At 43.9% G+C, this 24680-nt stretch carries 20 protein-coding genes; 8 read left to right on the top strand and 12 right to left on the bottom strand.

What is annotated here, in order from left to right:
* The first annotated feature begins 5 nt into the window (after positions 1 to 5).
* The 3 genes from RT084_RS00140 (at position 6) to RT084_RS00130 (ending at position 2944) form a co-directional block, all read left to right on the top strand.
* Positions 6 to 782 (top strand): histidine phosphatase family protein, encoded by a 777-nt coding sequence (locus RT084_RS00140; protein WP_096488717.1) that lies wholly within the window; start codon positions 6 to 8, stop codon positions 780 to 782.
* 100 nt (positions 783 to 882) lie between these two features.
* On the top strand, positions 883 to 1686 hold the full coding sequence (locus RT084_RS00135; protein ID WP_313097361.1) for an SDR family oxidoreductase: 804 nt from the start codon (positions 883 to 885) through the stop codon (positions 1684 to 1686).
* Positions 1687 to 2131: 445 nt separating this feature from the next.
* Entirely contained in the window at positions 2132 to 2944 is an 813-nt protein-coding gene (locus RT084_RS00130; protein ID WP_227522695.1) for an SDR family oxidoreductase, read from the top strand.
* Positions 2945 to 3073: 129 nt separating this feature from the next.
* On the opposite strand, the gene msrAB is transcribed toward RT084_RS00130, so the two are convergent.
* Positions 3074 to 4807, bottom strand: a complete 1734-nt coding sequence (gene msrAB / locus RT084_RS00125; protein WP_313096925.1) for a bifunctional peptide-methionine (S)-S-oxide reductase MsrA/peptide-methionine (R)-S-oxide reductase MsrB — start codon at positions 4805 to 4807, stop codon at positions 3074 to 3076.
* 326 nt (positions 4808 to 5133) lie between these two features.
* Here msrAB and RT084_RS00120 point away from each other — a divergent pair, with 326 nt between their 5' ends.
* Complete coding sequence (locus tag RT084_RS00120; RefSeq protein ID WP_313096923.1) at positions 5134 to 6441, top strand: sensor histidine kinase; 1308 nt, start codon at positions 5134 to 5136, stop codon at positions 6439 to 6441.
* A 9-nt stretch (positions 6442 to 6450) separates the two neighbouring features.
* Positions 6451 to 7011: a response regulator transcription factor gene (locus tag RT084_RS00115; RefSeq protein WP_313096920.1), complete on the top strand. Its 561-nt coding sequence runs from the start codon at positions 6451 to 6453 to the stop codon at positions 7009 to 7011.
* A gap of 211 nt (positions 7012 to 7222) precedes the next feature.
* Here RT084_RS00115 and RT084_RS00110 read toward each other — a convergent pair whose 3' ends face one another.
* The 8 genes from RT084_RS00110 to RT084_RS00075 all read right to left on the bottom strand — a co-directional run bounded on the left by RT084_RS00110 (position 7223) and on the right by RT084_RS00075 (position 14523).
* A complete protein-coding gene (locus RT084_RS00110) occupies positions 7223 to 7435 on the bottom strand; it encodes a cold-shock protein (RefSeq protein ID WP_007116258.1) in 213 nt (70 codons plus the stop codon).
* A 344-nt stretch (positions 7436 to 7779) separates the two neighbouring features.
* Positions 7780 to 8487 (bottom strand): glycosyltransferase family 2 protein, encoded by a 708-nt coding sequence (locus tag RT084_RS00105; protein ID WP_313096917.1) that lies wholly within the window; start codon positions 8485 to 8487, stop codon positions 7780 to 7782.
* 14 nt (positions 8488 to 8501) lie between these two features.
* Positions 8502 to 9104 (bottom strand): class I SAM-dependent DNA methyltransferase, encoded by a 603-nt coding sequence (locus RT084_RS00100; protein WP_312384554.1) that lies wholly within the window; start codon positions 9102 to 9104, stop codon positions 8502 to 8504.
* On the bottom strand, positions 9097 to 9918 hold the full coding sequence (locus RT084_RS00095; RefSeq protein ID WP_313096912.1) for a PIG-L deacetylase family protein: 822 nt from the start codon (positions 9916 to 9918) through the stop codon (positions 9097 to 9099). Before RT084_RS00095 ends, RT084_RS00100 begins: the two co-directional genes overlap by 8 nt.
* Positions 9906 to 11003 carry an acyl-CoA dehydrogenase gene (locus tag RT084_RS00090; protein WP_312384560.1) on the bottom strand — a complete coding sequence of 366 codons (1098 nt, stop codon included), beginning with the start codon at positions 11001 to 11003 and terminating at the stop codon, positions 9906 to 9908. Before RT084_RS00090 ends, RT084_RS00095 begins: the two co-directional genes overlap by 13 nt.
* A gap of 54 nt (positions 11004 to 11057) precedes the next feature.
* Complete coding sequence (locus RT084_RS00085) at positions 11058 to 12473, bottom strand: alpha,alpha-trehalose-phosphate synthase (UDP-forming) (protein WP_313096910.1); 1416 nt, start codon at positions 12471 to 12473, stop codon at positions 11058 to 11060.
* On the bottom strand, positions 12461 to 13294 hold the full coding sequence (gene otsB / locus RT084_RS00080; RefSeq protein ID WP_313096905.1) for a trehalose-phosphatase: 834 nt from the start codon (positions 13292 to 13294) through the stop codon (positions 12461 to 12463). The genes RT084_RS00085 and otsB overlap by 13 nt, the downstream gene beginning before the upstream one ends.
* A 65-nt stretch (positions 13295 to 13359) precedes the next feature.
* Positions 13360 to 14523 carry a zinc-dependent alcohol dehydrogenase gene (locus tag RT084_RS00075; protein WP_312384567.1) on the bottom strand — a complete coding sequence of 388 codons (1164 nt, stop codon included), beginning with the start codon at positions 14521 to 14523 and terminating at the stop codon, positions 13360 to 13362.
* Between the two features lie 664 nt (positions 14524 to 15187).
* On the opposite strand from RT084_RS00075, the gene clpB reads away from it, so the two are divergent.
* The 3 genes from clpB (at position 15188) to RT084_RS00060 (ending at position 18902) form a co-directional block, all read left to right on the top strand.
* Positions 15188 to 17785 (top strand): ATP-dependent chaperone ClpB, encoded by a 2598-nt coding sequence (gene clpB / locus RT084_RS00070; protein WP_312384569.1) that lies wholly within the window; start codon positions 15188 to 15190, stop codon positions 17783 to 17785.
* Between the two features lie 105 nt (positions 17786 to 17890).
* Positions 17891 to 18466, top strand: a complete 576-nt coding sequence (gene dcd / locus RT084_RS00065) for a dCTP deaminase (RefSeq protein WP_007116249.1) — start codon at positions 17891 to 17893, stop codon at positions 18464 to 18466.
* 193 nt (positions 18467 to 18659) lie between these two features.
* Positions 18660 to 18902, top strand: a complete 243-nt coding sequence (locus RT084_RS00060; protein WP_312522451.1) for a hypothetical protein — start codon at positions 18660 to 18662, stop codon at positions 18900 to 18902.
* A gap of 61 nt (positions 18903 to 18963) precedes the next feature.
* Here RT084_RS00060 and RT084_RS00055 read toward each other — a convergent pair whose 3' ends face one another.
* From RT084_RS00055 to RT084_RS00045, 3 genes are all read right to left on the bottom strand, one after another.
* A complete protein-coding gene (locus RT084_RS00055; protein ID WP_313096896.1) occupies positions 18964 to 20748 on the bottom strand; it encodes an acyl-CoA dehydrogenase C-terminal domain-containing protein in 1785 nt (594 codons plus the stop codon).
* 145 nt (positions 20749 to 20893) lie between these two features.
* Entirely contained in the window at positions 20894 to 22687 is a 1794-nt protein-coding gene (locus RT084_RS00050; RefSeq protein WP_313096893.1) for an acyl-CoA dehydrogenase C-terminal domain-containing protein, read from the bottom strand.
* 147 nt (positions 22688 to 22834) lie between these two features.
* Positions 22835 to 24679, bottom strand: a complete 1845-nt coding sequence (locus tag RT084_RS00045) for a putative bifunctional diguanylate cyclase/phosphodiesterase (protein ID WP_313096890.1) — start codon at positions 24677 to 24679, stop codon at positions 22835 to 22837.
* Position 24680 lies beyond the last annotated feature (1 nt).

The raw sequence follows: 24680 nt of genomic DNA, 5'->3' as shown, positions 1-24680 counted from the left end.
TTTTCATGAAACTCATCAGCCTTGTCCGTCATGGGCAAGCGTCATTTGGCGCAGACAATTACGACCAACTGTCCCCAAAAGGTGTCGCTCAGACCCAATGGCTTGGTGATAGTTTTCGCCAGTCAGGTCGGCAAGTACACGCGCTGATGTCAGGCAGTATGGCGCGGCAAAAGGATAGTCTCAAGCATTTTTTGAGCCATTATTATGTCACCCGTGAAGGCATTGAACTGACCGAAATCACCCACCATGTGCAAAACGCTTTAAAAAATCAGGCAAATCCCAGTTTGACCATGCCGCTATTGTTGGGTGAAGATAGCAGTTTTAATGAGTTTAATCATGAGCAAATTCTTTATAAAGCGGGGTTGCCATTTGCGGATAAGGCCAGTTTTATGGCGTATTTGTCCAGTCAAACACACCCTGAAATTAGCTTTACTGAGATTTTTACCCAAGCCATGAGCCGTTGGCAAAGCGGTCAGTACGACAGTGATTATGATGAAAGTTGGCAACACTTTTTACAGCGCACTTGGAACGGTTTTGAGCGTTTGATGGCGCAAACTGGGGAGCATGAACATGCGATGGTATTTACCTCAGGTGGCGTGATTGCCAGTATCATGCAGCAAGTGATGAAACTATCAGATGTCCAAGCTTTTGATTTAAACTGGCATATCGCCAACGCCAGTGTTCACCAATTTCGCGTGAGTGACCAGGGTGTTTTTTTACAGACCTTTAATGAGTTTAGCTATTTGTATCAACAAGGCGAGCAGATGGTGACTTGGCGCTAAAATTTAGCTTATCATTTTAACGTTTAAAAAAATTTAATAAATAATTAAGGAAGAAATAATGCAAACACTACCGGAATTACTGCAGCAAGTTCAGGCCACAATGACAGCCCCAAACACGGACTTATCTGGTTTTATAAATAACCAAGTGGGCAAGGGTAAAACCATTTTGATTACTGGCGCAAGCTCAGGACTGGGGGCAGGCATGGCGACCCATTTTGCTCGCATGGGCTATAATCTGGCAATTTGTGCACGCCGCACCGAACGCCTGGAACAACTCAAAGCCAACCTGTTAGCGGACAATCCGACGATTAAAGTCAGTGTCAAGGCACTCGATGTGACTGATTATACGCAGGTTTTTAAAGTGTTTCATGAATTTGCCCAAGAGTTTGGCAAGCTTGATCGTATCATCATCAATGCAGGGGTCGGTGAGGGTCGCCGTATTGGCAAGGGTAATTTTGAGATTAATCGCAAAACTGCCGAAATTAACTTTATTTCAGGTCTTGCCCAGTGTGAAGCGGCAATGGAAATTTTCCGTGCCCAAAATAGTGGTCATTTGGTGGTTATCTCAAGTATGTCGGCTTTCCGTGGTCTGCCAAAACACATGTCAGTTTACGCGGCAAGTAAATCAGCGATTGCCCAGCTTGCTGAAGGGATTCGCGCCGATATGCTGCTCTCTGAGTTACCGATTAAAGTGTCAACGATATATCCAGGGTATATACGCACTGAGATCAACGAAGGTGCTAAACCGTTACCCTTTGAAGTGAGTGAAGAAATCGGCACCAAAGCATTGGCAATCGCGATTGAAGGCGAGCCTGATGAAGCGTGTGTCCCTGAACAACCGTGGACACTGATGAGTGACTGGATGAAAAACGCCCCACTGACATGGGTCAATGGTTTGGCATAACCCAAAAATTTCTAAAACAACCCAAATGAGACTTTGCGCTGATTTGGGTTTTTTATTGTCTTCACATTGGGTGTCTTGATATAGGGCGTCCTAATATAGAGTATCTTAATATAGCATTGCCAACCTGTATATTTGCCTTTGGCGACAGATTTGACATCACCGAGTAGAAGTCTGTTATAAAAAATAGCGAGTATGAAGGGTTAACCAGTATAGAGGGCTAAAGGGTGTCAGTCATCGTTAATCCTATCGCCATCCTTGTTTATATTATGTATTTAAAGCCTATAGTGATATTTGCAGTAGGCTAAACAAGGGTCGTAATGATAAAATCAGCGCCTCTTTGATGATTTTTTATTTATTGTTACGATAACTGAGTGGTACAGGCAACCAAACGATGAAAAAACTTGAAAACGCGCTACAAAAAATTGATAAATACGGTCAATTTGTGATGAAAAAACTGGTCAATCGACGCTCATTAGCTGAGCTACAAGGTATCGGTCAAGGCAAAACCGTATTGATTACCGGTGCCAGCTCAGGGATTGGCGCGATGATGGCACGCCGATTTGCTTATCTAGGCTATGATTTGGCAATTTGTGCCAGACGAGAAGAGCGATTAAATGCGTTAAAGCAAGACATTGAAAGCAAGTATCCTGTCAAAGTCTCTGTTAAAACTTTGGATGTCACCGATTATAAGCAGATTTTTACGGTATTTGATAGCTTTGTGAGTGACTGCAAAACCCGAGGGAAAACGATTGATAAAATTATCGTCAATGCAGGGGTGGGCGATAGCCGCGTCATTGGTCATGGACGCTTTGAGACCAATCGCCATACCGCTGAAGTCAATTTTATCGCAGCGATTGCCCAGTGTGAGGCGGCGATGAAGATTTTTCGCCAGCAAAACAGCGGTCAGTTGGTGGTCATCTCAAGTATGTCAGCGGTGCGCGGTTTGCCCCGTCATCTTACCACCTATGCCGCTGCCAAAGCGGGACTGGCAAATTTAGCCGAAGGCATTCGCGCTGATATGATGCAGGAAAAACGTCCGATTACCGTCACCACGATTTATCCCGGTTATATCCGTACTGAACTTAATATCGGTGCCAAATATTTGCCGTTTGAGAGTACAGAAGAAGAGGGCGTCGAGGCGATTGTCGAAGCGATTGAAGCCAAAGTGGATGAAGCCTTTGTCCCGGCATGGCCTTGGCTGCCGATTGGGATTGGTATGAAAATATTGCCGCTCAGGGTGATGACCAAATTTTTATAAGCGCATGTTTAAAAAATTTTAAAGTCTCGGCATAATCAAAAACGCCTTATTAAAAACGCATTGGCAGCTGATGGCTTGTCAAAGCGTTTTTGATATCGCTACTAGTCAACGTGCTGCCTAGTTGACTGGCTATTTTACCAAGGGCATAAGTGCACCATAGCCCGCCGCTTGCATATCTGCCAAAGCGATAAACTGTAGCGCATCGCCATTGATACAGTAGCGTAATCCGCCTTTATCCTTGGGACCATCATCAAACACATGCCCCAAATGTGAGTTGGCGACCCGCGAGCGCACTTCCGTTCGTGTCATGTTAAAACTGCTATCGGTTGAGGTGGTAATGACGTTTGCGCTAATGGGTTTGGTAAAACTCGGCCAGCCGCAACCCGAATCATATTTATCGGTGGATAAAAACAACGGCTCACCACTGACGATATCCACATATAAACCTTTAGCAAATAAATGGTCGTATTGATGGCTAAAGGCGCGCTCTGTAGCTGCGTTTTGGGTGACGTCATACTGTGCTTGGGTTAACCGACTTTTTACATTTTTATCGTAGTTTTGATAGCGGCTAGGATTGAGCGCCTCGGTGACTGTCGTGGCAGGCGCTAAGGATTTGATAACGGGGATTTTTTGATTGGCAAGGTTAATATCAATATGGCAGTAGCCATTGGGATTTTTGCTTAGATAATCTTGGTGATAATTTTCTGCGTCATAAAAATTCGCCAAGGGTTTATTTTCTACCACAATTTTTTGCGGATATTTTTTTGCCAAATCGGCAAGGGTTTTATCAATGATTGGCTTATCATTGGCATCGGTATAATAAATGCCGGTACGATATTGCGCCCCGCGATCATTGCCTTGTTTGTTGAGACTGGTCGGGTCAATCACTCGCACGTAGTATGCCAAGAGGGTCGCAAGATTGGTTTTATCGATATCATAGATAACTTTGACGGTTTCTGCGTGCCCTGAGCCTGCTATCACCTGCTCATAGCTCGGGTTCGCGCTATTGCCATTGGCATAACCTGATATCGCATCGACCACGCCATCCACGCGCTCCATATAGGCCTCTAGCCCCCAAAAACAGCCACCCGCCAGATAGATAGTATGCGTGCGAATCGGGGTTTTACCATCTGCTTGATAATACACACCGTTATGGTTAATCGGAGCTAAGGCTTTGATGCTAGCGGCTTGTTTGCTAGCTTGGTTATTAGCCTGCTCATGAGCTTGGGCAGTCTGGCTATACGGAGTTTTTGCTTGATTCAGGGCTTTGAGTTCTGCAAAGTCGTTGCTAGCATTGTCTGACAAGGCTTGTATTTGTGTTGGGGTAAGATTGCCTTTGACCAGTTTTAATAAATTGCCTTGTTTATCCAAAATCGCAAAACTGGGATAGACTTGCACGCCAAATTGTTTAATCAGCTTGCCATTGTTATCCATAAGCACCGCTAGGTTAGCATAGTCTTTGGCAAGCACTGTGTACCAAGTTTGAAAATCTTGGGAGGATTTTTCACTCAAATGACCTGGACTGACCACGCTGATGACATTCATATCGGGATACTGCTTTGCCCATGCGTCGCTTTCTTGGAGCGTTGCCAAACACAGCGGGCACCAGCTTGCCCAAAATTTCACCACAGTTGGCTTGTTGGGGTCAATCACATGACGACCCATTTTGCCTAATTTTGGGTTGATTTGGCTCAAACCTTGTAAGGTCGCTAACGTATCAGTCGGCAATACATCCGCTTTGCTAGCAGCACCCGCATAGGTAGCGTTTTCTTTGGCATTCATTTTTTGACAGCCAAGCAACAGCAGGCTGCTGATTAATAGGGTAGCGGTTAAATTCTTAGCACTTTGAGGAAAATTGACCATGGTACATTTCTCATCTATTTGTAAAGCGTCAAAGATAGCTGTAAGTTGGCACTCAAATAAATTTCTAATTACAAACATAAAGTGAGCCTTTATCTGATTGTAACTGAATCAGCAAATAAGCACACTTTAAAGTTTTAAAAATTAACATTAAAAAAATTATGTCATCATCCATAGGGTTTAAGGAGAAAACTTTTGGTGCATTTGTGGTTATCCTAGTATCGACTAGCCATTGATTTACTTTTGCCACGTTAATTCGCTCAAAGTTCGCTCAAAGTGCGGCTGCTTCATGCTAAAATCTTGTTTTATGGTTCGTCAAAAGTTTGCCCATGCATCAAGCCATCAACAACGTCGCAAAAGCCCCCATGATTGCTCGCTATACGTGGTTAGCTATTATGGTCGCGGCGATGATTTGTGCCGACCAATGGGGCGTTGCCAAACAGCAAATCACTCATCTGCTCACGATTACCATTATGTATGGGGTCAGCGTTGAGCTGACTAAACGCTTAATGGTTATTCGACAATTTAATCCCCAACACTCTTGGGTCACAATGGCGGGGTTTATCGGGGATTTACTGGCGTGGTCAGCCTTTATTTATTATTCAGGTGGGGCCGCCAATCCGTTGATTACCTTGTTTTTAACGGTGATTGCCGTGGCGTCTATGGTGATGAGCACCGTGCACATCATCGGCTTGTCAATGCTGTCAGTTGGGCTATATACGCTGTTATGGTATTGTTATGTGCCGCTGACCCTTAACCACCATGATCATGCGGTGGGTCAAAAACTCCATTTACTGGGTATGTTTGGGGTTTTTATTTTTGCGGCAATCATGTTAACCGCCTTAACGGTTTATTTTAAACAGGCGATGAGCCGCAGTTATCAGGCGCTTGAGCAAGCGCAGCAAGCCATTCACCAACAACGTCGGTTGCTTGCCATCAGTAGTCTTGCGGCCAATATCGCCCATGAGATGAGCACGCCGATTGCGTCGATGCAATTACTAAGCGATGATATTGCCCAGCAATTAGAGGAAGACGACGAACTGTTGGATGACATAAAACTGTTACAGTCACAAATCGACGTCTGCCGCCAATCGCTGCACAAGCTCAAATCCCATATCCAATCCAATGCGCTCCCGCCAGCGCAATCAGAGCCATTGGCATGGGTAACGTCATCAAATTTACAAACGCTATTGCCCAAAGTCGTCAATGATTGGCAATTTATCAACCCCCATGTTGAAGTAGCACTCAATGTACCACCACAACCGATCGATGTGCCCTTGAGTGAAGAACAGCTGTATTCTATTGTGATGAATATGCTCAATAATGCCATGCAGGCACAAGCCACAATGCTTAGTATTAGCGTACAGCTTGCTCAAAACGTGATGATTATAATTGAAGACAACGGACAGGGTATCGACAGTAGCATGGTACAGCGTATCCAACACCAAATCGCCATCGAATCTGATCATGGCTTAGGGCTTGGCTTGACGATTGCCAAAACAGTTATAGAATATGTTGGCGGACAACTTGAGCTGACCAATAAGCAAAATTCACCCCTGCAAAAAAGGTTAAATGATTCAGGTACGTGCGTGAAGATAACGTTACCAGTAATTCATGCGCCCGCCAGTTTGTTGTAGGAGACTAGGTTGCAACACCCACCCCTGTTAGCAGAGACATGGCTTATCATTGATGATGATGATGTGTTTTGCCGTATCTTAAAAAAGTCGTTGGAAAAACAGGGCAATCAGGTATTGACGGCCAGCAATGCCGATAGCGCGCTACAACTGGCAAAGAAGCAATTACCCAGGTTTATTATATTGGATCTCAACATCGGTGATGACAACGGCATTCATCTGATTGAGCCTTTGCTCGCTATTACCCCCAACGCCAAAATTCTAATGCTTACTGGCTATGCCAGCATTGCTACCGCCGTCAGTGCGGTCAAAATGGGCGCGTATCATTATTTGCCTAAGCCTTGTAGCCTGGATGACATCTATAAAGTATTGGACATCGTAGTAGCCCCTACAAAGTCAATCGGTAGTGCCACAGATGAACGTTTATCACTTGAACATCACGAATGGGAATACATCCACCAAGTATTAGATGAATGCCAAGGCAATATCAGTGAAGCGGCGAGGGTACTAAAAATGCACCGGCGCACACTACAGCGCAAACTACAAAAAAAACGTAAAGTGGATGCACAATAACCTTTTTTAACCGTACATAGCAGCCCATAAATGGTCAGTAGAGTCAGGCGAATAATTGGGTGAGCACAAAACACAAAAAAAGCGCTTATAATAAATAAGCGCTTTTTTGATATCTATTTTTTGCTATCTATGCAAATGGCTAATCAATCAATGACGCGTTATTCACGCAGTCGCGATATTGGACCATTTACGATAGTAGGCTTAGCTAACCTTAGATAGCAACGATATTGCTAGCTTGGTCGCCTTTTTGACCTTGGGTCACAACGAAAGATACGCGTTGACCTTCGCTCAATGTTTTGAAACCTGAGCTTGCGATTTGGCTATAATGTGCGAAAACGTCTTTGCCGCCATTGTCTTGTTCGATAAAGCCAAAGCCTTTTGATTCGTTAAACCATTTTACGGTACCGTTTACAGTATTTGACATAGGATTGTCCTTGATTAGATAGATTTTAAAAGTGGTCATCTGACCCTAAAGCTGGAACTAAGCCACAACACGATTCTATTCGGTATGAAAGAATTGCGGCAGTTTTGATACACGATTGACTTAAAATCTAGGACACAAGCGTAATGGAAACGAACTTAGAATAGACTTAATGTAATGCGATTGAAACTTCTGACTGCTTTCTAGCTGTTGTCCAGTATATAGTAATACCGGCAGATAGCAAGGAATATCACAATAGTTTTGTAAGTGAACTGTGTTAAACCCAACTTTTTACCTTTATTTAAGCCAAAGGCTGATTTTGATTTGAGCCAAAGGTTGGTTTTCATTTATGCTGAAGGTTGATTCTCTAAACCCCTTAAAAAATGGGCAAATCCTTCTTTAGCGCGGGCGTCAAGGCGACTGCTAGTCACCACGCGTACCAAATTACTCCAAATAATGGGTAAATTGGCTTGCTCAAATTTTTTCACCAAACCCACGTCTTCATGGCAAGTTAATTCATCAAAACCACCCACCGCCAAATAATCTTGACTGGCAAAGCTCAAATTTGCCCCATGAATATGGCGATGATTCATACAATCTTGATAATGGCCGAGGTATTGCTGTTTGGTACGCTCTGACAACGCATCCCAACAATCGATACTCACTACGCCACATATCATAGCTGTGGGTTCGGCTCTTAGGTGTTTGATTTGTGCCATTAACCAATCAGCTTCCACCATACTATCGGCATCGGTGCAAGCAATCCAATCAGCCCCTTGTTCAATCAAGTAGCGCACGCCCAAATCCCTGACTTTACCCACACAGCGAAACTCACAGCGCAGCCAATCTACGTGGGCGTTTTGTACTTTTGATAAGGTATCATCATCACAGCTATCTAGCACGACCACCGTTTGTACCGCTATATCTGTTGATAGCTGAGCAATCGCCTGTTTTATCGCATCCAAACACGCACTGATACTATCGGCTTCATTATGGGCAGGGATGACTATGCCGATTTTTTTGGGTAGCCGCTGTGAGATTGGAGTATTTGCCATGATGTTTTTCTCAGTTATTCCACTAGATTTTCTTGCTTGGCAAGGCTTTGGTGATTGGCTTGCCAAATGGTCAACAAAAAATCTTGGTCAATCACATGACTTTGCTGACGGTAGTGCAGCTGTTGTTGCAAACTGTCGTGGACTGTTTCGCCTGTCAGTTGAAACCCGTCAATCGGATAGCGCCAATGACAGGCTAAAATCACGCCATTGTCTGTCAATGCAGTGTTGAGCCAAGCGATGACTTCGGTCAATGCGTCAGGCGCCAAGTAATATAAAATCTCACTGACCACAATCAAATCAAATCGCTCACTGGGCAAATCCTGCGGTATCAAACCTTGCATAACTTGCACATGTGCCTGGTTGTGCAGACGCTCACTGGCAAGTTTGACTGCCTCAAGTTGCCCATCCACACACCGCAAATCATCGCAGCGCTGGGCTAACTGCTCACTAAATACACCATTGCTACAGCCCAGTTCAATCGCCTTGGCAAAATGCGGGTAGGGTAACAATGACAGGCAAATTGCGCGTTTTCGCACTTCATACCAGCGTTTTTCATATTGCCAAGGGTCGCTACTATCGGCATAAATTTGGGCAAAATACGCTGACACATCAGTCATGAAGATATACCTCAAATGGTTGGCTAAGCCTAGTTAACGTGGTATCTGACAAAATAGGCGCTGTTCCCGTTGTTGGGTCAACATAGATTTGACTGCTAAAACAGCGCATGGCATAACTTTTTCGCTGCGCCTGCAATTCGCTTAAATCAAATCGCCATGCCTTGTGCCAGGGAATACGGCTATCGCCAGGTTTTGCCCAATGCCATGCCCAGATCAGCACTTGATAGCAGGTCAAATTTAAGCGACTTTTAAATGCATGGGCAAAACGATGCACCACTTGCCCAGTGCCTTCATGGTCGGGATGACCATCGTACGCAAATGGGGTGATTAAAATATCAGCGGGCTGAATCAGCGATGTTAACTTGTCAAAAAAATCCACTTGCCGCCCAAAAACTTCGCCATCAGGAAAATTCAAGCTCGTCATCGACACATTGGGCAAATCCAAACTGCTATCGAGCGTTTCAAGTGCAAGCTGGCTTTCAAGTGCTCGGATTTTTGCCAGTTTATCGGTCGGATACAGCGGTGAGTTAGGGTGGCTTTTCTCGCCTTGGGTGACACTAACAATCAATACTTGATTACCTTGAGCCACCAACGCTTGCAGCAGCCCACCACAGCCTAAAATCTCATCATCTGGGTGCGGCGCAAAAATACACACGCGCCGATGTTTGGGAAAATGGGTCGATATATCCAGTCTGGTGAGACTGTCCAACCCTTGCCACGCTTGCCAATCTTGTGCAGATGTGCCGTCGCCTGCAATTAAACGGTCACCCACAATCGGATGCAGTGGGGCGGGCTTAGAATCTACAGTTGCCATAATCCCCCTTGTGAATCGCCTAGCTGTTCGGCAGTCAATTTGCCAATCGCTTCACTGTCAAATGCGCCATGGGTTTGACGGATAAATACCGATAAGTCTGCCGCTAGCCGTGCAAAATGGGCATTTTTGCAATAAGGCGTTGCGCCCAAAGCTTTACCAACTTTTTCAAGCACTAGCATGGCGGTAGTCTCCACTTGCGCTCTTAAGATACGGATGGGGAGTGCATGACTTTGGCTAGGCTCACTATCGATTAATTGCGCAACTTGATAAAAGTACGCTTGGGTGACACTGAGTGCTTGCGACACTTCGCCAAGATAAAATGCTTTAAAGGCTTGGGGTTTTTGCTGATAACTGTCCAATAAAAACTGTGCCAACTGGGCTGCCGCGCCATACCAACAAGCCGCTACCCCTGCCGCACCCTGCCAAAATCCTGGGCGGTCGAGATAAGGGCTGCTACCTTTGGCAATCGCATTTGATATGACTTGGGTGGCGTTAGCGCCTTTTAGATGGAGGGTGGCTGTCGCCGTGTAGGGCATACCTACCGCATACCAGCCGCTGTCATCAATGGTCACTTGCGGTTGGTTCATGGCTAACATCAGCAATTGGGCGTTATTATGGGTATCTCGGAAACTGACCAAGCCATGATCGACAAAGGTCGCACCCGAACACCACAGTTTTTGTCCCGTGCATGTTTCGCCATCAAAACGCAGTGGCTCATCACCGCCTTCTGCTGCCCATACGGCCCATAGGCCTTCAGCGATATCGTCCACGCCCAATTCTGCCAAAATCGCCAATGCATCAAGATGCGACTCAAAAAATTTGACCAAGTTCAAATCACAAGCGGCAACCTGTGCCAATACTTGCCAGCGCTGTAAAGTATGACCGTCAGCAGGCAAGGCAATTTGAGTGGACAAAAGCACCAACTGCGACAAAGTTTGCTTTAATTGTGTGACATAAGCGGCATCGCTTAGTTTAGGTGATGTATCAACCGTTCTACGAAAGTCTTGCAAAATAGCGGTGATTAATTTACTCAAGTCCGATTGGTGATAGTCGGTAGGTAAAGCATGATCCAACACTGGTGTCATTGTGAATTTCTCATTGGCTGTTTTGTTGTCTATTTTATTATCTGTTTTATTGACTTATTTGGTTTTGTCCATGTGGGTCAAATCTGCCAAAAAATGCGCTCGCCACGTGTCAATATTGGTCTCATAGATGCTCTTTAGTAGCGATTGGTGACGTTGTTCCCGTTGTTGTTTGGTGATGGTCAATGCTTGGTATAAGCCTTCTATCATGCTGTCGTTGTCAGTAGGGTCGACCAAGATAGCTTGCTGAAGTTGGTGCGCTGCCCCCGCATTTTTAGACAAAATCAAAACCCCTGCGTTTTGTTCATCCTGTGCGGCAATATATTCTTTTGCCACCAAATTCATGCCGTCTTTTAGCGAATTAACCCAACAAATTTGGCATTGCCTAAATAACGGCATTAAATTGTCATGACTGACTGGGTCTTCTTGATAGATAATCGGTTGCCAACTGGCAGTAGCAAATTGGCTATTAATTTGCTCAACGAGGGTGTGCACTTGTTGTCGTAACTGTTGATAAGTCTGAATATCAAGACGGGACGGGCAAGCAATTTGATACAGCTGAATCCGTTCAAGGTATTGGGGATAACGCTGCAAAAAGGCGGCAAAAGCTTGTAAGCGTTCGGGAATGCCTTTGGTGTAATCCAGTCGTTCCACCGCTAAAATCGTGGTGATGGTTGAAGTGAGATTTTTTAACACAGCTTGATCTGACAGCGGTTGTCTGGCAAGTTTATGAATATAGAGAGGATTGATACCAATTGGATAGGCTTGTATTAAGGTGGTATGATTGCCATGGGTAATCAGTGTACGTGCATTTGTTTGCGTAATCTGGATGGCGTGGGGGAGTAGCTGCTCAAGCACCGCGACACAATTTTGAGCGTCTTGTTGGGTTTGTAATCCAACCACATCATAATCAAGTAATTGATTAATTAAAGTTTGACCATAAGTCAAAAAATCCCATACCCATAACTGGGGAAATGGAATATGCAAAAAAAAGCCAATGCGCTGTTTCATGCCTAAGTCACGGCAATGCCTTGCTACTGCAAAAAAATGATAATCTTGTATCCAAATCATATCGTCAGGCTGCGCAATTTGCTGCAGCTGTTTGGCAAACATACGATTGACAGCTTGATAAACGCTAAAATCTTCACTACTTGATACAATCAAATCGGTGCGGTCATGCATCCCCGCCCAAAGTCGATTATTGGCGTAACCACAATAATATTTTTCATATTGCATGGGTGAAAAAGCCGTCGTGACATAGGTGACTTTGTCATGCTGCTCAGTCGCAAATTGGTTGACGGTATCGGGCATATCGCTGATATTTGTTACTACTTGACCGTTCCAACCGACCCAAATACCGCCATCTTTGGCAAGGGCTTCTTGAAGCGCTACTGCCAACCCTCCTGCCACGGCTTTAGGTGACTGTTTATTAGGTAAATTAACCCGATTCGATAACACAATCAACTTTGACATAGGGTCAATAATCCTTGAAGTAACGCGGTAACCGCTGAGATGTCGCTCACATAATAATGGGCATGGGTAGGTTCATAACCGACTTTGACACCAATTCCTTTGATATCACTACCTTTCTTATTGGGTGTATCACTATAACTTTGTACAGCAATAAATCCTGCTTCATCGGTCACATCATCGCCAATAAATATCGGACGGCAATGAGGGTGATAGTGGGTTAAAACATGGTTAATGGCACTGCCTTTATCGACCCCTTGCGGCAATAGCTCATACACACATTTGCCCGCTTTAAGCTGCCAATCATTAAAATCATGCCCAATACCTTGCATGATAGTTAAAGCGCTATCGGCAAGTTCGGGATGCTCACGAAAATGGAGTGCCACACCAAAAGGTTTTTGCTCAATGCGCCAGTGTGGACGATCACCAGTGGCGTTAATGACGCTTTGATTAATTTTTTGTAGCTGTGCTAAATTGATGTCCACCAAAGAATAGCTATCGATTAGCGTATCACATTGCAAACCGTGACTACCAATCACCGGCAGTTTCAGCGGCGCTGTCAAGCGTCTAGCATCAGCAACTGACCGCCCTGTCACCAGCCAAATGGGTAGATGATTTTGTAACTGCGCTAAAATTGTTAAATTATCATTGCTGATAAAACTTTGCTGGGGATCGGGGTGAAATTCACTAAGCGTCCCATCAATATCTAACAGTAGCAACAAATCAGAAACCCCTTGCACAACTTTGGCTAAATTATTAGCTAAAAGTTGTGAGGGGCTAGTGACTGAATGATTAATCATGGTATAAAGGTGACTAACACTCATCTTATATTTTTATCATTTTATCATTCTAAATTAACTATGCTAAATCTATCCATAATGAAATTAAATTATGGTGTCAAAATCACTTTTCGACACTCTTCTTCACGTTTTTCAAAGATTTCATAACCTTTCGCCGCATCCGATAGATTCATACGATGGGTAATAATCGCTTCAGGCGATAAATCCCCATTTTCAATATGTTCAAGCAGTTGTGGCAAGTATTTATGTACATGGGTTTGACCCATTTTAAAGGTTAATCCTTTATCAAAGGCATCACCCATCAAGAAACCATGAATCGGACCTGCATATACCCCAGGAATACTCACTGTACCACCACGGCGCACCGCTGCCATACACTGACGTAATGCCGCGCCACTTGAGCCTTCAAGCTTGAGAGTAGTTAAGACCGTTTCAACCACGCTGCCTTTTGATTCAAAACCAACGGCATCAATCACCGCATCGACACCACGGTGCCCCGCAGTTTGCTCAATAATGGCTTCTGCGGCATCAACTTTGTCAAAATTGACAGGAATTGCGCCATACGTATCTTGTGCGTATTGCAGACGATAGTCATTGTGGTCAACGATAAATATTTGTGCCGCGCCTAACATTTTGGCGCAGGCAGCTGATAGCAAGCCCACAGGTCCTGCACCATAGATAGCCAAAGTCGAACCTTTGGTAACATTGGCATTCGTCACCGCTTGCCAAGCAGTCGGCAAAATATCCGATAAGAACAACACTTTCTCATCAGGCAATGAACCTGGGACTTTAAAAGGACCAAAATTGGCTTTTGGAACGCGCACATATTCTGCTTGTCCACCAGGCACACCGCCGTATAAATGACTAAAACCGAACAACGCCGAAGGTGGTGGAATAAGCTTTTTGTTCATTGCCGCGCCTGGACCCTCATTGGTGGTCTCACAGGCTGCCATCAAATCATTTTGACAAAAAAAGCAGCTACCACAGGCAATTACAAAGGGTATCACCACGCGATCGCCTTTTTTTACCGCTGTGACGTCAGCGCCCACTTCTTCGACAACTCCCATAAATTCATGACCAAAAATATCGCCTTCTTCGGTCGCAGGGATTTTGCCACGGTATAAATGTAAGTCCGAGCCACAAATGGCGGTAGCGGTAACTTTTAAGATAATATCATCTTTGGCTTGTAATTGTGGGTCGGGAACATTGTCGACTCGAACATCTTTGGCACCGTGATAGGTTAATGCACGCATGGGTATTACTCCTGGTTGTTGTTTTGCTGTTATTGTTATTCGACCAAATAAAGCAGCGCCACTGAACTGATATGTTATGTGGCGTTATCATTTGATGTTGTGCAGAGTAACATGCGCCATGCACGGTTGTTGTCTATTCATGTAGTAGATAGGTTAATGTAATGTAAGCTGCCTTACAATAACCCATTGAAAATATTATATAATTTTAATTATCGTCCATAAAATTATAGTATCAATTTTTAGCTATGGCTTAAACTTTAGTTCGCGTAATTTTTTTAAAGATAATGCTCAAGGCGGCTGATAAAAAACCAAGGTGCTACTACGCTACTAATTTGCTACTAAAGTAAACGCATATCAGCCAACAAAAAAAACTCAGTCAGTAAAACTGATTAGGTGTATCCCCTTGGAAGTTATACGATAAGCCAAAATTTATTGGTTTATGACTTTATCTACATTTTTATTGTCAATTTTTGACAGGTAACACGATAAATTTTGCAAGCTATTGATCCAAGTGAGGATTGAAAACAAACCTACGTCCCATCATCAAGAAAATAACCATTGACAATTAAAAAATTTTAAAGGTGGATATTGAAACGATTTATCAAAACACCATATCAATTTTAGTTCGAAGCTAATTAGTTAAAAGCTAAAAGGAAAAATAATAATGCAATTTGATAAATTTACCAATGCCTTACAAAACGCGGTTCAGCAGGCACAAACGCTCGCTGTCACTCGTGATCATACCGCGATTGAGCCGATTCATTTATTGTCAGTGCTACTCAATGAACCGAGTAATGCCAATGTGTATGAACAGGCAGGCGCAAACTTGAATCAGTTAAAAACAGACGTGCAACAATCGCTCAACAACCAAGCGGTGATTGGTACACCCACAGGTGATGTCAATCTCAGCCCAAATACGGCTAAGATTTTAAATCTAGCCGAGCGCCACGCGCAAAAAGCGGGCGATCAGTTTTTATCTACCGACTGGGTGCTAGTTGCCCTAGCAGAGACGGGCGACACCGCAAAACTGCTCACAAAAGCAGGGGTCAATGAGCCAAAACTAAGACAAGTCATTAATTTTATTCGTGGGGGTGATAAAGTGGATACACAAAATAGCGAAGACCAACGTGATGCCTTAAATAAATATACCATCGATTTAACCGCACGTGCCGAATCGGGCAAACTTGACCCCGTGATTGGGCGTGATGACGAAATCCGCCGTACCATTCAAGTGTTGTCACGCCGTACCAAAAACAATCCGGTGCTCATCGGTGAGCCGGGTGTAGGTAAAACTGCGATTGTTGAAGGATTGGCACAAAAAATCGTAAACGGTGATGTGCCAGAAGGCTTGCGCAACAAACGTGTATTATCGCTTGATTTGGGGGCACTGATTGCGGGGGCAAAATTCCGTGGTGAGTTTGAAGAACGCCTAAAAGCGGTACTTAATGACCTAGCAAAAAGCGAAGGACAAGTTATTTTATTCATTGATGAAATTCATACCATGGTCGGTGCGGGTAAAGCCGATGGCGCGATGGATGCGGGTAATATGCTTAAACCTGCGTTAGCGCGTGGTGAGCTGCACTGCGTGGGCGCGACTACCCTTGATGAATACCGCCAATATATCGAAAAAGATGCCGCCCTTGAGCGTCGTTTTCAAAAAGTATTGGTTGATGAGCCTACGGTGGAAGATACCATTGCCATTTTGCGTGGCCTAAAAGAGCGTTATGAACTGCATCACGGGGTCGATATCCAAGACAGTGCGATTATTGCCGCCGCGCGTATGAGTAACCGTTATATCACCGACCGTATGCTACCTGACAAAGCCATTGACTTGGTGGATGAAGCGGCTAGCCGTCTAAAAATGGAACTTGATAGTAAACCAGAAGCCTTGGGCAAATTAGACAGCCGTTTGATTCAGCTCAAAATGCAACGTGAAACCTTAAAGCATGAAGATGACGAAGGCGCGAAATCACAGCTAAAACTGCTCGACACCCAAATCAGCGAGCTTGAAAAAGAATACGCAGATTTAAATGAAATTTGGCAAGCAGAAAAAGCCCTCGTTAAAGGTAGCCAACAGCTCAAAGATGAGCTTGATAAAGCACGTATCGCCTATGAAAAAGCCCAGCGTGAAGGTGACTACGAGACCATGTCAAAACTGCAATACGAAACCATTCCACAACTGGAAAAACGTATTAAAGATTCTGACTTGGCTGAGCAAAAAGAGCAAGCAGGGGAAGCGCCAAGCGTCAAACTGCTACGTAACAAAGTCACCGAAAACGAAATCGCTGAAGTCGTTGCTGCTGCAACAGGTATCCCTGTTACCAAAATGATGCAAGGCGAACGTGAAAAAATGCTGCACATGGAAGAAAAATTGCATGAGCGCGTAGTCGGTCAAGATGAAGCGGTACAAGCAGTCGCCAATGCGGTGCGCCGTAGTCGTGCAGGGCTATCTGACCCCAATCGTCCTAGCGGTTCGTTCTTGTTCCTAGGTCCGACAGGGGTGGGTAAAACTGAATTGACCAAATCATTGGCAAGTTTCTTGTTTGATGATGAAAATGCCATGATTCGTATTGATATGTCTGAATTTATGGAAAAACACAGTGTCAGCCGTCTTGTCGGTGCACCCCCAGGTTACGTGGGTTATGAAGAAGGTGGGGTATTGACCGAAGCGGTACGCCGCCGACCCTACAGTGTGGTATTGTTTGATGAAGTAGAAAAAGCGCATCCTGATGTGTTTAATATCTTACTGCAAGTGCTAGACGATGGTCGCTTGACCGACAGTCAAGGTCGCGTTGTGGACTTTAAAAACACCGTCATTATCATGACTTCAAACCTTGGTTCGCATAAAATCCAAGAGATGGCAGGCGATAGCTACGAAGAAATCAAAGCGGCAGTAATGAATTCAGTCAATCAGCATTTCCGCCCAGAGTTTGTCAACCGTATTGATGAAATCGTGGTATTCCATCCACTTGGGCAAGAGCAAATGGCAGGTATTGCAGATATTCAACTGTCACGCTTACGCAAACGTCTTCAAGAGCGTGACATGAATATTGTATTGTCAGATGAAGCCATGACCCAATTGGTCGCTGTGGGTTATGACCCTGTGTATGGTGCAAGACCGCTAAAACGCGCCATCCAGCAAGAAATCGAAAATCCGCTATCCGTCAAATTGTTATCGGGTGAGTTTGTGGCGGGTGACACCATCAAAGTGGATGTCGATGCCCAAGATAAATTGACCTTTGATAAATTACGTATGAGTTAATTTTCTCACCGAAAAAACGGCTTTCGAGTGAGAGCCGTTTTTTTTCGCCTATATGTAGTAAATTACAGTATAATTCTGCCTAAATTTAAAATTTGAGGAAACAAAATGTCGATCAAATCCGACCGCTGGATACGCCAAATGGCACAAGAGCATGGCATGATTGAGCCATTTGAAGCAGGTCAAGTACGTGTGGGCGAGCAGGGACAAAAATTGGTCAGCTACGGCACCTCAAGCTATGGTTATGATGTGCGCTGCGCGCGCGAATTTAAAGTGTTTACCAATGTACATTCTGCCATCGTTGACCCAAAAAACTTTGATGAGCGTAGCTTTATTGATATCGTGGGCGATGAGTGTATCATCCCGCCCAACTCATTTGCCTTGGCTCGTACTGTCGAGTATTTTCGTATTCCCCGCGATGTATTGACCATTTGTTTGGGAAAATCTACCTATGCGCGCTGCGGTATTATTGTCAATGTCACACCGCTTGAGCCAGAATGGGAAGGGCATGTGACGCTTGAATTTAGTAATACCACCAACTTGCCCGCGCGTATCTATGCCGGCGAGGGCGTGGCGCAAATGCTATTTTTCCAAAGTGATGCCGATGATGTGTGCGAAACTTCCTACAAAGACCGTGGCGGTAAGTACCAAGGTCAAATGGGCGTGACCTTACCCAAAGCCTAAAAGATAAGCAGTAAGCAGTCATATAGACCCACTTCGGTGGGTTTTATATTTTATGGCGTCAAATTGTTAAAAGTTCGAATTTTACACGAGCTTACAACTGCTTTAAGCTTTCTATTTTTGAATATGTCATACTAACGATGCGCTACTGCTATCGTCTTAAAATAATAATATCGAACATAAAAAGGATAACACCATGATTGAACTAAGTAATAACTATGTCGCGCTAAATTTGGCAAAATTCATCTATGAAGAAGAAGCCAAACTCACGCCAAATAAACACCAGCAAGAAAGTGATATCAAAGAATATATTTTTGAATTATATGAAGAGTGCGTTGCTGTCGTTGAAGAAAACGACTCAGCGGATTATGAATATGAAGACTTTGATTTTGATGAAGATGAATCGTTAGCAGATGAGGATGACGATATACTTCGCTAACCTATTAATCCATAAAAAAATCGGCTCAAGTGGCCGATTTTTTTTTATGTTTAAGTAGGGATTAAGCGATGGTTGCCGCAAAATAATCGCGGTCAAACGCTGTGATGGGTTGGCTCGTTGCTTTTACCATCGCAATATGCGCATCTAAGCGTGGCAACATACGACCGACATAGTAGTCTGCTAATTTTGCTTTATTGGCATAGAAATCGCCTTCTTTGCCATTCGCCGCTTCAACCATCAAGCCAAACATATAAGCAAAGCTGACATAACCAAAGGCTTGTAAATAATCAACCGCACAGCCATTGATTTCGTCTTTGTTGACCGCTGCCGCTGCCACAACCGCTTTGGTTACGTCTTCAAGTTTATCCGCTGATGTTAAAATTGCTTGTTTGATGGCATGGTCTGCGTTCATGTTATTGGCAAAATCACGCATTTCTTGCACATACGTTGTCACAAACGCACCGCCGTTTTTCACCACTTTACGACCTAATAAGTCAAGTGATTGGATACCATTGGTCCCTTCATAAATTTGCGAGATACGGGTGTCACGTACGATTTGTTCCATGCCCCATTCACGGATATAGCCATGACCACCAAAGCATTGCTGTGCATCAATTGACGCTTCAAGACCACGGTCGGTTAAGAATGCTTTAGCAACTGGCGTCAAAAGAGCAACACGGTCATCAGCGGCTTTTCTTGCTGCAGCATCATCGGTATATTTGTTGGTATCAAGCTCTTTGGCGACATACATCGCAAAACAGCGTGAGGCTTCACTGATGGTTTTCGCATTTAACAGCATACGGCGAACGTCGGCATGAAATACGATTGGGTCAGCGGCTTTATTTGGCTCTTGGATACCGCTATCGGCGCGACCTTGGATACGGTCAAGGGTATAAGCTGTGGCGTTTTGATAAGCTAACTCAGCGCCACCGATACCTTGTAACCCCATTGTCAAACGCTCATAGTTCATCATGATAAACATGGACGCAAGACCGGTATTTTCCGCGCCTACCATAAAGCCTTTGGCACCATCAAAGTTCATAACGCAAGTCGCTGACGCTTTGATACCCATTTTGTGCTCGATAGAGCCGCAGCTTACCGCGTTACGTTCGCCCAATGAGCCATCCGCATTCACATGGAATTTGGGTACGATAAACAATGAAATCCCTTTTGAGCCTGCTGGGGCATCTGGGGTTTTTGCCAATACCAAATGGATGATGTTGTCCGCTAAGTCATGTTCACCTGCGGTGATAAAGATTTTGGTACCTGTAATATTGTAGCTACCGTCTTCGTTTGGCACGGCTTTGGTTTTGATGATACCCAAATCCGTACCTGCGTGCGGCTCAGTCAAACACATCGTACCTGTCCATTCACCTGAGTAGATTTTTTCTAGGTAGGTTTGTTTTTGTTCTTCAGAGCCTGCGTTATAGATACACATGCACGCGCCACCCGATAGGTTGGGGTATAGTGCGAATGATTGGTTGGCGGTAAATACCATCTCTTCAGCGAGCATAGTAACCATTTTTGGCATGCCTTGACCGCCATGATTTGGATCGCCGCCCAAACCAATCCAGCCGCCTTGTGCGTATTCGTCAAACGCTGCTTTAAAACCCGTTGGGGTTTTTACTTTGCCTTCACCCAGATATTGCGCCCCTTCTTCATCACCCGAGCGGTTGATAGGCAGTAACGTGTTTTTAGCAAATTTTGACATTTCTTCTAAAATCATATTGACCGTATCACTGTCAACATGGGCTAACTGTTCATTTTTTTGCCAAAAATCGGCTGCATTGAATACATCATTTAAGATGAATTTCATGTCTTGAATTGGCGCATTATAAATAGGCATATTATTTCCTTTTCTTTTATGGGTTAGCTCGTCATTCGAAATGAGACAAATCCTTAGACAGCTTTTGCTACCTAAGGATTGAATAAAGAATTAAACTATCAATGATTCTATCATAATTTTATTACTAGGATAGCTTAGTAAAAAATTAGAATTGGAATTCGTCAACTTCCATAGTCATGTATGGCTCAAGCCCTGTATCAATACGTTTGACGTAAGTTAAGGTGCGAGGCAATAGTTTTGCAAAATAGAACTGAGCGGTTTTGATTTTCGCTTGATAGAATTTGGTCTCAGTGGTGTCGCCTTGGAGCGCTTGCTGAGCGACTAACGCCATACGAGCCCATAGGTAAGCTAGGGTGATGTAGCCACTATAGTACATGTAGTCAACAGCCGCTGCACCCACTGCATCAGGGTTTTCAGTGGCTTGCATGCCAATGCGAGCGGTCAAATCGCCCCATTCTTTATTCAGACGTGCCAGTGGACGAATGAATTCACCCATCGCATCGTTGTCTTTGTTTTCTTCACAGAATTGATAAATGACTTTGCTAAAGTTAGCTAGCATTTTACCTTGTGAACCCAATACTTTACGACCTAACAAGTCGAGTGACTGGATTTCAGTGGTACCTTCGTATATACAAGCAATACGCGTATCACGTACGTTTTGTTCCATGCCCCATTCACGGATAAAGCCGTGACCACCATACACTTGCACACCGTGATTGGCTGCTTCATAACCTGTTTCAGTTAAGAAGGCTTTAGCAATTGGGGTTAAAAAAGACAACATTTGGTCAGCGTAAGCTTGTGTTTCGCCTTCACCTTTAGTTACCACATCAGAGAATTGTGATAGATAGTAGACGAGGGCACGGCCACCTTCTGCAAACGCTTTACAAGTTAATACCATGTTACGCACTGCTGGATGGACGATGATTGGGTCAGCCACTTGTTCTGGGGCTTTTGCACCGCTTAATGCGCGCATCGCAAGACGATCTTTGGCGTAGCTTAAGCCACCTTGGAAAGCCAATTCCGCCGCAGTTAGACCTTGAATCGCAGTACCAATACGGGCGGTATTCATAAAGGTAAACATACAGTTTAGACCTTTGTTTTCAGGTCCAATCAAGTAACCTTTGGCTTTATCAAAGTTTAGTACCGCAGTTGCAGAGGCTTTAATACCCATTTTGTGTTCAATCGAACCACAGGTAACGGTGTTACGCTCACCGATAGAGCCATCTTCGTTGACATTGAATTTTGGTACGATGAACAATGAGATACCTTTGGTACCTGCTGGCGCACCCGGTAAACGCGCTAGTACGATATGGACAATGTTGTCTGCCATGTCGTGTTCGCCCGCTGAGATAAAGATTTTTTGACCGGTGATAGCGTATGAACCGTCTTCATTGGGTTCAGCTTTGGTGCGGATAATACCTAGGTCAGAACCTGCATGCGCTTCGGTCAGACACATGGTACCTGTCCACTCACCGCTGACGAGTTTTAATAAATATTTTTGTTTTTGTTCATCGGTACCGTGGTGTTCTAGCGTACGGATAGCACCTTCAGAGAGACCTGGATACATTGAAAAAGACCAGTTAGCGGTACCTACCATTTCATTGACCGCTGAACCCAATGACAATGGCATGCCTTGACCGCCAAATTCTTCATCGGCACATAAAGAAGGAAAGCCTAATTCACAGTATTGTTTATAGGCTTCTTTAAAGCCTTTTGGCGTATATACATTACCATTTTCAAAACGACAGCCTTCTTCATCGCCTGAACGGTTAAGGGGTGACAATTCTGCTTCAGAGAAGCTTGCACCTGCTTCTATGAAACTATCAATCGTTTCTTTATCCGTATGGGCATAGCTAGGAATGGTTTTGTAGTGATCTTCAAATTTTAATAATTCATGCATAACAAATTTCATATCACGAAGCGGTGCTTTATATTGCATACGATATCCTTGATTAGTGTTTTAAAAAGAAAAAAACCTACCCCAATACTAAGGTTTTATATCTCTAAGATAGGAAAATTTGACAAAGGTGACAAGGTACTAACATGACTATAGGGTCATAAAAAATCTAATTAGTCTAATTTAAACTTATAGCAAATAGTTTGGTTTATAGTTGGCTTTAAGCCACTCAGTAGTATCTTGACTAGACATGGGTACACCAAAACCAAAGCCTTGAATTAAATCACAACCCAGGCTACGCAGATATTCAATTTCTTCACGGTTAGAGACGCCCTCAGCCAATGCTTGCATGGATAACGAGTGCGCCATCTCAATCACTGATTTGACAATCACTTGTTTTTTTCGGTCCTGTAAAATATCCGTGATAAATAAGCGGTCAATTTTGAGCATATCAATCGGATATTTAATCAAATATTGCATCGCGGCAAAGCCTGTACCAAAGTCATCAATCGATATACTAAAACCATACTGGCGCAGTTTTGATAACATCGCTTGCGCTTTTACTTCATCTTGAATGTTGCAGACTTCTGTGATTTCAAAGCTAATCAATTGTGCAAGCCAACTATACTGATGTATTGTCCCTTCAATAAACTCAATAAATTTGTCACTAATCAATTGGCGAGTATCAATATTGATACAGATGAGGCAGTTATAGCCCATCTCACGCCATGTCAAAATCTGCTCAATACAAGCTAAAACAATTTTTTCAAATAGCGGCTGCGATGACTTATCGAGCACCTCCGCCAAAAAATCGTTGGGATAGAGAAGTCCAAGGGTGGGATGCTCCCAACGCACCAGCGCTTCAAACATCGGCAAGTCGGGCTGTGCAAACTCTAATTTAGGCTGAAAGTAGGGCAAAATTTGCTGTTTTAATAACGCATTTTTAAAGGCACTGAGCAAATGAATGTCCTTAAAATTGCCTTTTTGCTGGTTGGCATCATACCAAACACAATCTTCATCACTGATAAGCCGCGCATGTTTTAACGCCGTGTCTGCTTGCAATAGCAATGTCTGAGCATCTTGGGTATGGGTTGGGAAAACCGAAGCACCAATCGACAACCTTAGATAAATTGATTGGTCATCAATGCTAAAAGGTAAGTCAAATAACTGTTTGAGCGCTGCCACGTAGTGATGCGCGGCATCAAGGTGTTGTACCGAAATCATCGCCGCAAAACTATCACCCCCAAACCGCGAAAAAGTGACTAAACTGGCACCCGAAATTTTTAAGGATTTTACCCGTTTGACAAAACCTTGAATCAGCGTATTGGTATTTTCAATGCCAAGGCTGATGTTAAAAGGCTGCAATTTATCAATATTGATGCGTAGCAATACCCCCATACACTCGCGCTGATTATCGGCTGCCTGATAGTAGTCAATACAGCTTTTTAATTTGTCATAAAAAGTATCGTAATTGGGCAGACCCGTTAATTCATCATAATTGTAGAGATGTAAGGTGTGGCTAAGCTGCGCATCTTTTTTGGTTAAATTGGTAATTAGCCCTACATACACCACCCGATTATCATCGACTTCACACACGGAGATATCTAGCCAAACCGCCACTTCAGGTGAATTGTGATAAGAAAGCACTAAATTGGTCGAAATTGATTGTCGATTATCCAGTTTGGTAATGATGGTGGCAATCGCTTGCTGTAAGTGTGGGGCGTAGGTCTTATACGGATAAAAATAAAACGGGCTACCTATCACCTGATCGCGTGGCAAGGCGGTAATGTTTAAAAATTGCTGATTGACACAGATAAAACGTAGCTGTTCATCAAGCATAAAAATGCCATCATGGATTTTTGAAAAAACCGAGGCAAACACCGCATTTTGATGTTCAGGCGAAATTTGTTTGTCAAAAAAATGGCTATCGACAATAAACCCATACTCACTTAACTCATCATGACAAAACTTGTTAGCACCCGCAAAGCAATCACGATGGTCTATTGGCATGACTGGATCATTATTCGATGACATG

It is taken from the genome of Moraxella sp. CTOTU48717, from assembly GCF_032057165.1.
In the GTDB taxonomy this organism is placed as follows: domain Bacteria; phylum Pseudomonadota; class Gammaproteobacteria; order Pseudomonadales; family Moraxellaceae; genus Faucicola; species Faucicola tetraodonis.
Note: the sequence above shows the minus strand (reverse complement) of the source record. Positions and strands in the feature narration are given on the sequence as shown.

Excerpts from the sequence above, each read along its gene's own strand:
- RT084_RS00140 (WP_096488717.1), top strand. The coding sequence starts at position 6 with ATGAAACTCATCAGCCTTGTCCGTCATGGGCAAGCGTCATTTGGCGCA.
- RT084_RS00135 (WP_313097361.1), top strand. The coding sequence starts at position 883 with ATGACAGCCCCAAACACGGACTTATCTGGTTTTATAAATAACCAAGTG.
- RT084_RS00130 (WP_227522695.1), top strand. The coding sequence starts at position 2,132 with ATGAAAAAACTGGTCAATCGACGCTCATTAGCTGAGCTACAAGGTATC.
- msrAB (WP_313096925.1), bottom strand. The coding sequence starts at position 4,807 with ATGGTCAATTTTCCTCAAAGTGCTAAGAATTTAACCGCTACCCTATTA.
- RT084_RS00120 (WP_313096923.1), top strand. The coding sequence starts at position 5,134 with ATGCATCAAGCCATCAACAACGTCGCAAAAGCCCCCATGATTGCTCGC.
- RT084_RS00110 (WP_007116258.1), bottom strand. The coding sequence starts at position 7,435 with ATGTCAAATACTGTAAACGGTACCGTAAAATGGTTTAACGAATCAAAA.
- RT084_RS00105 (WP_313096917.1), bottom strand. The coding sequence starts at position 8,487 with ATGGCAAATACTCCAATCTCACAGCGGCTACCCAAAAAAATCGGCATA.
- RT084_RS00100 (WP_312384554.1), bottom strand. The coding sequence starts at position 9,104 with ATGACTGATGTGTCAGCGTATTTTGCCCAAATTTATGCCGATAGTAGC.
- RT084_RS00095 (WP_313096912.1), bottom strand. The coding sequence starts at position 9,918 with ATGGCAACTGTAGATTCTAAGCCCGCCCCACTGCATCCGATTGTGGGT.
- RT084_RS00090 (WP_312384560.1), bottom strand. The coding sequence starts at position 11,003 with ATGACACCAGTGTTGGATCATGCTTTACCTACCGACTATCACCAATCG.
- RT084_RS00085 (WP_313096910.1), bottom strand. The coding sequence starts at position 12,473 with ATGTCAAAGTTGATTGTGTTATCGAATCGGGTTAATTTACCTAATAAA.
- otsB (WP_313096905.1), bottom strand. The coding sequence starts at position 13,294 with ATGAGTGTTAGTCACCTTTATACCATGATTAATCATTCAGTCACTAGC.
- RT084_RS00075 (WP_312384567.1), bottom strand. The coding sequence starts at position 14,523 with ATGCGTGCATTAACCTATCACGGTGCCAAAGATGTTCGAGTCGACAAT.
- clpB (WP_312384569.1), top strand. The coding sequence starts at position 15,188 with ATGCAATTTGATAAATTTACCAATGCCTTACAAAACGCGGTTCAGCAG.
- dcd (WP_007116249.1), top strand. The coding sequence starts at position 17,891 with ATGTCGATCAAATCCGACCGCTGGATACGCCAAATGGCACAAGAGCAT.
- RT084_RS00060 (WP_312522451.1), top strand. The coding sequence starts at position 18,660 with ATGATTGAACTAAGTAATAACTATGTCGCGCTAAATTTGGCAAAATTC.
- RT084_RS00055 (WP_313096896.1), bottom strand. The coding sequence starts at position 20,748 with ATGCCTATTTATAATGCGCCAATTCAAGACATGAAATTCATCTTAAAT.
- RT084_RS00050 (WP_313096893.1), bottom strand. The coding sequence starts at position 22,687 with ATGCAATATAAAGCACCGCTTCGTGATATGAAATTTGTTATGCATGAA.
- RT084_RS00045 (WP_313096890.1), bottom strand. The coding sequence starts at position 24,679 with ATGTCATCGAATAATGATCCAGTCATGCCAATAGACCATCGTGATTGC.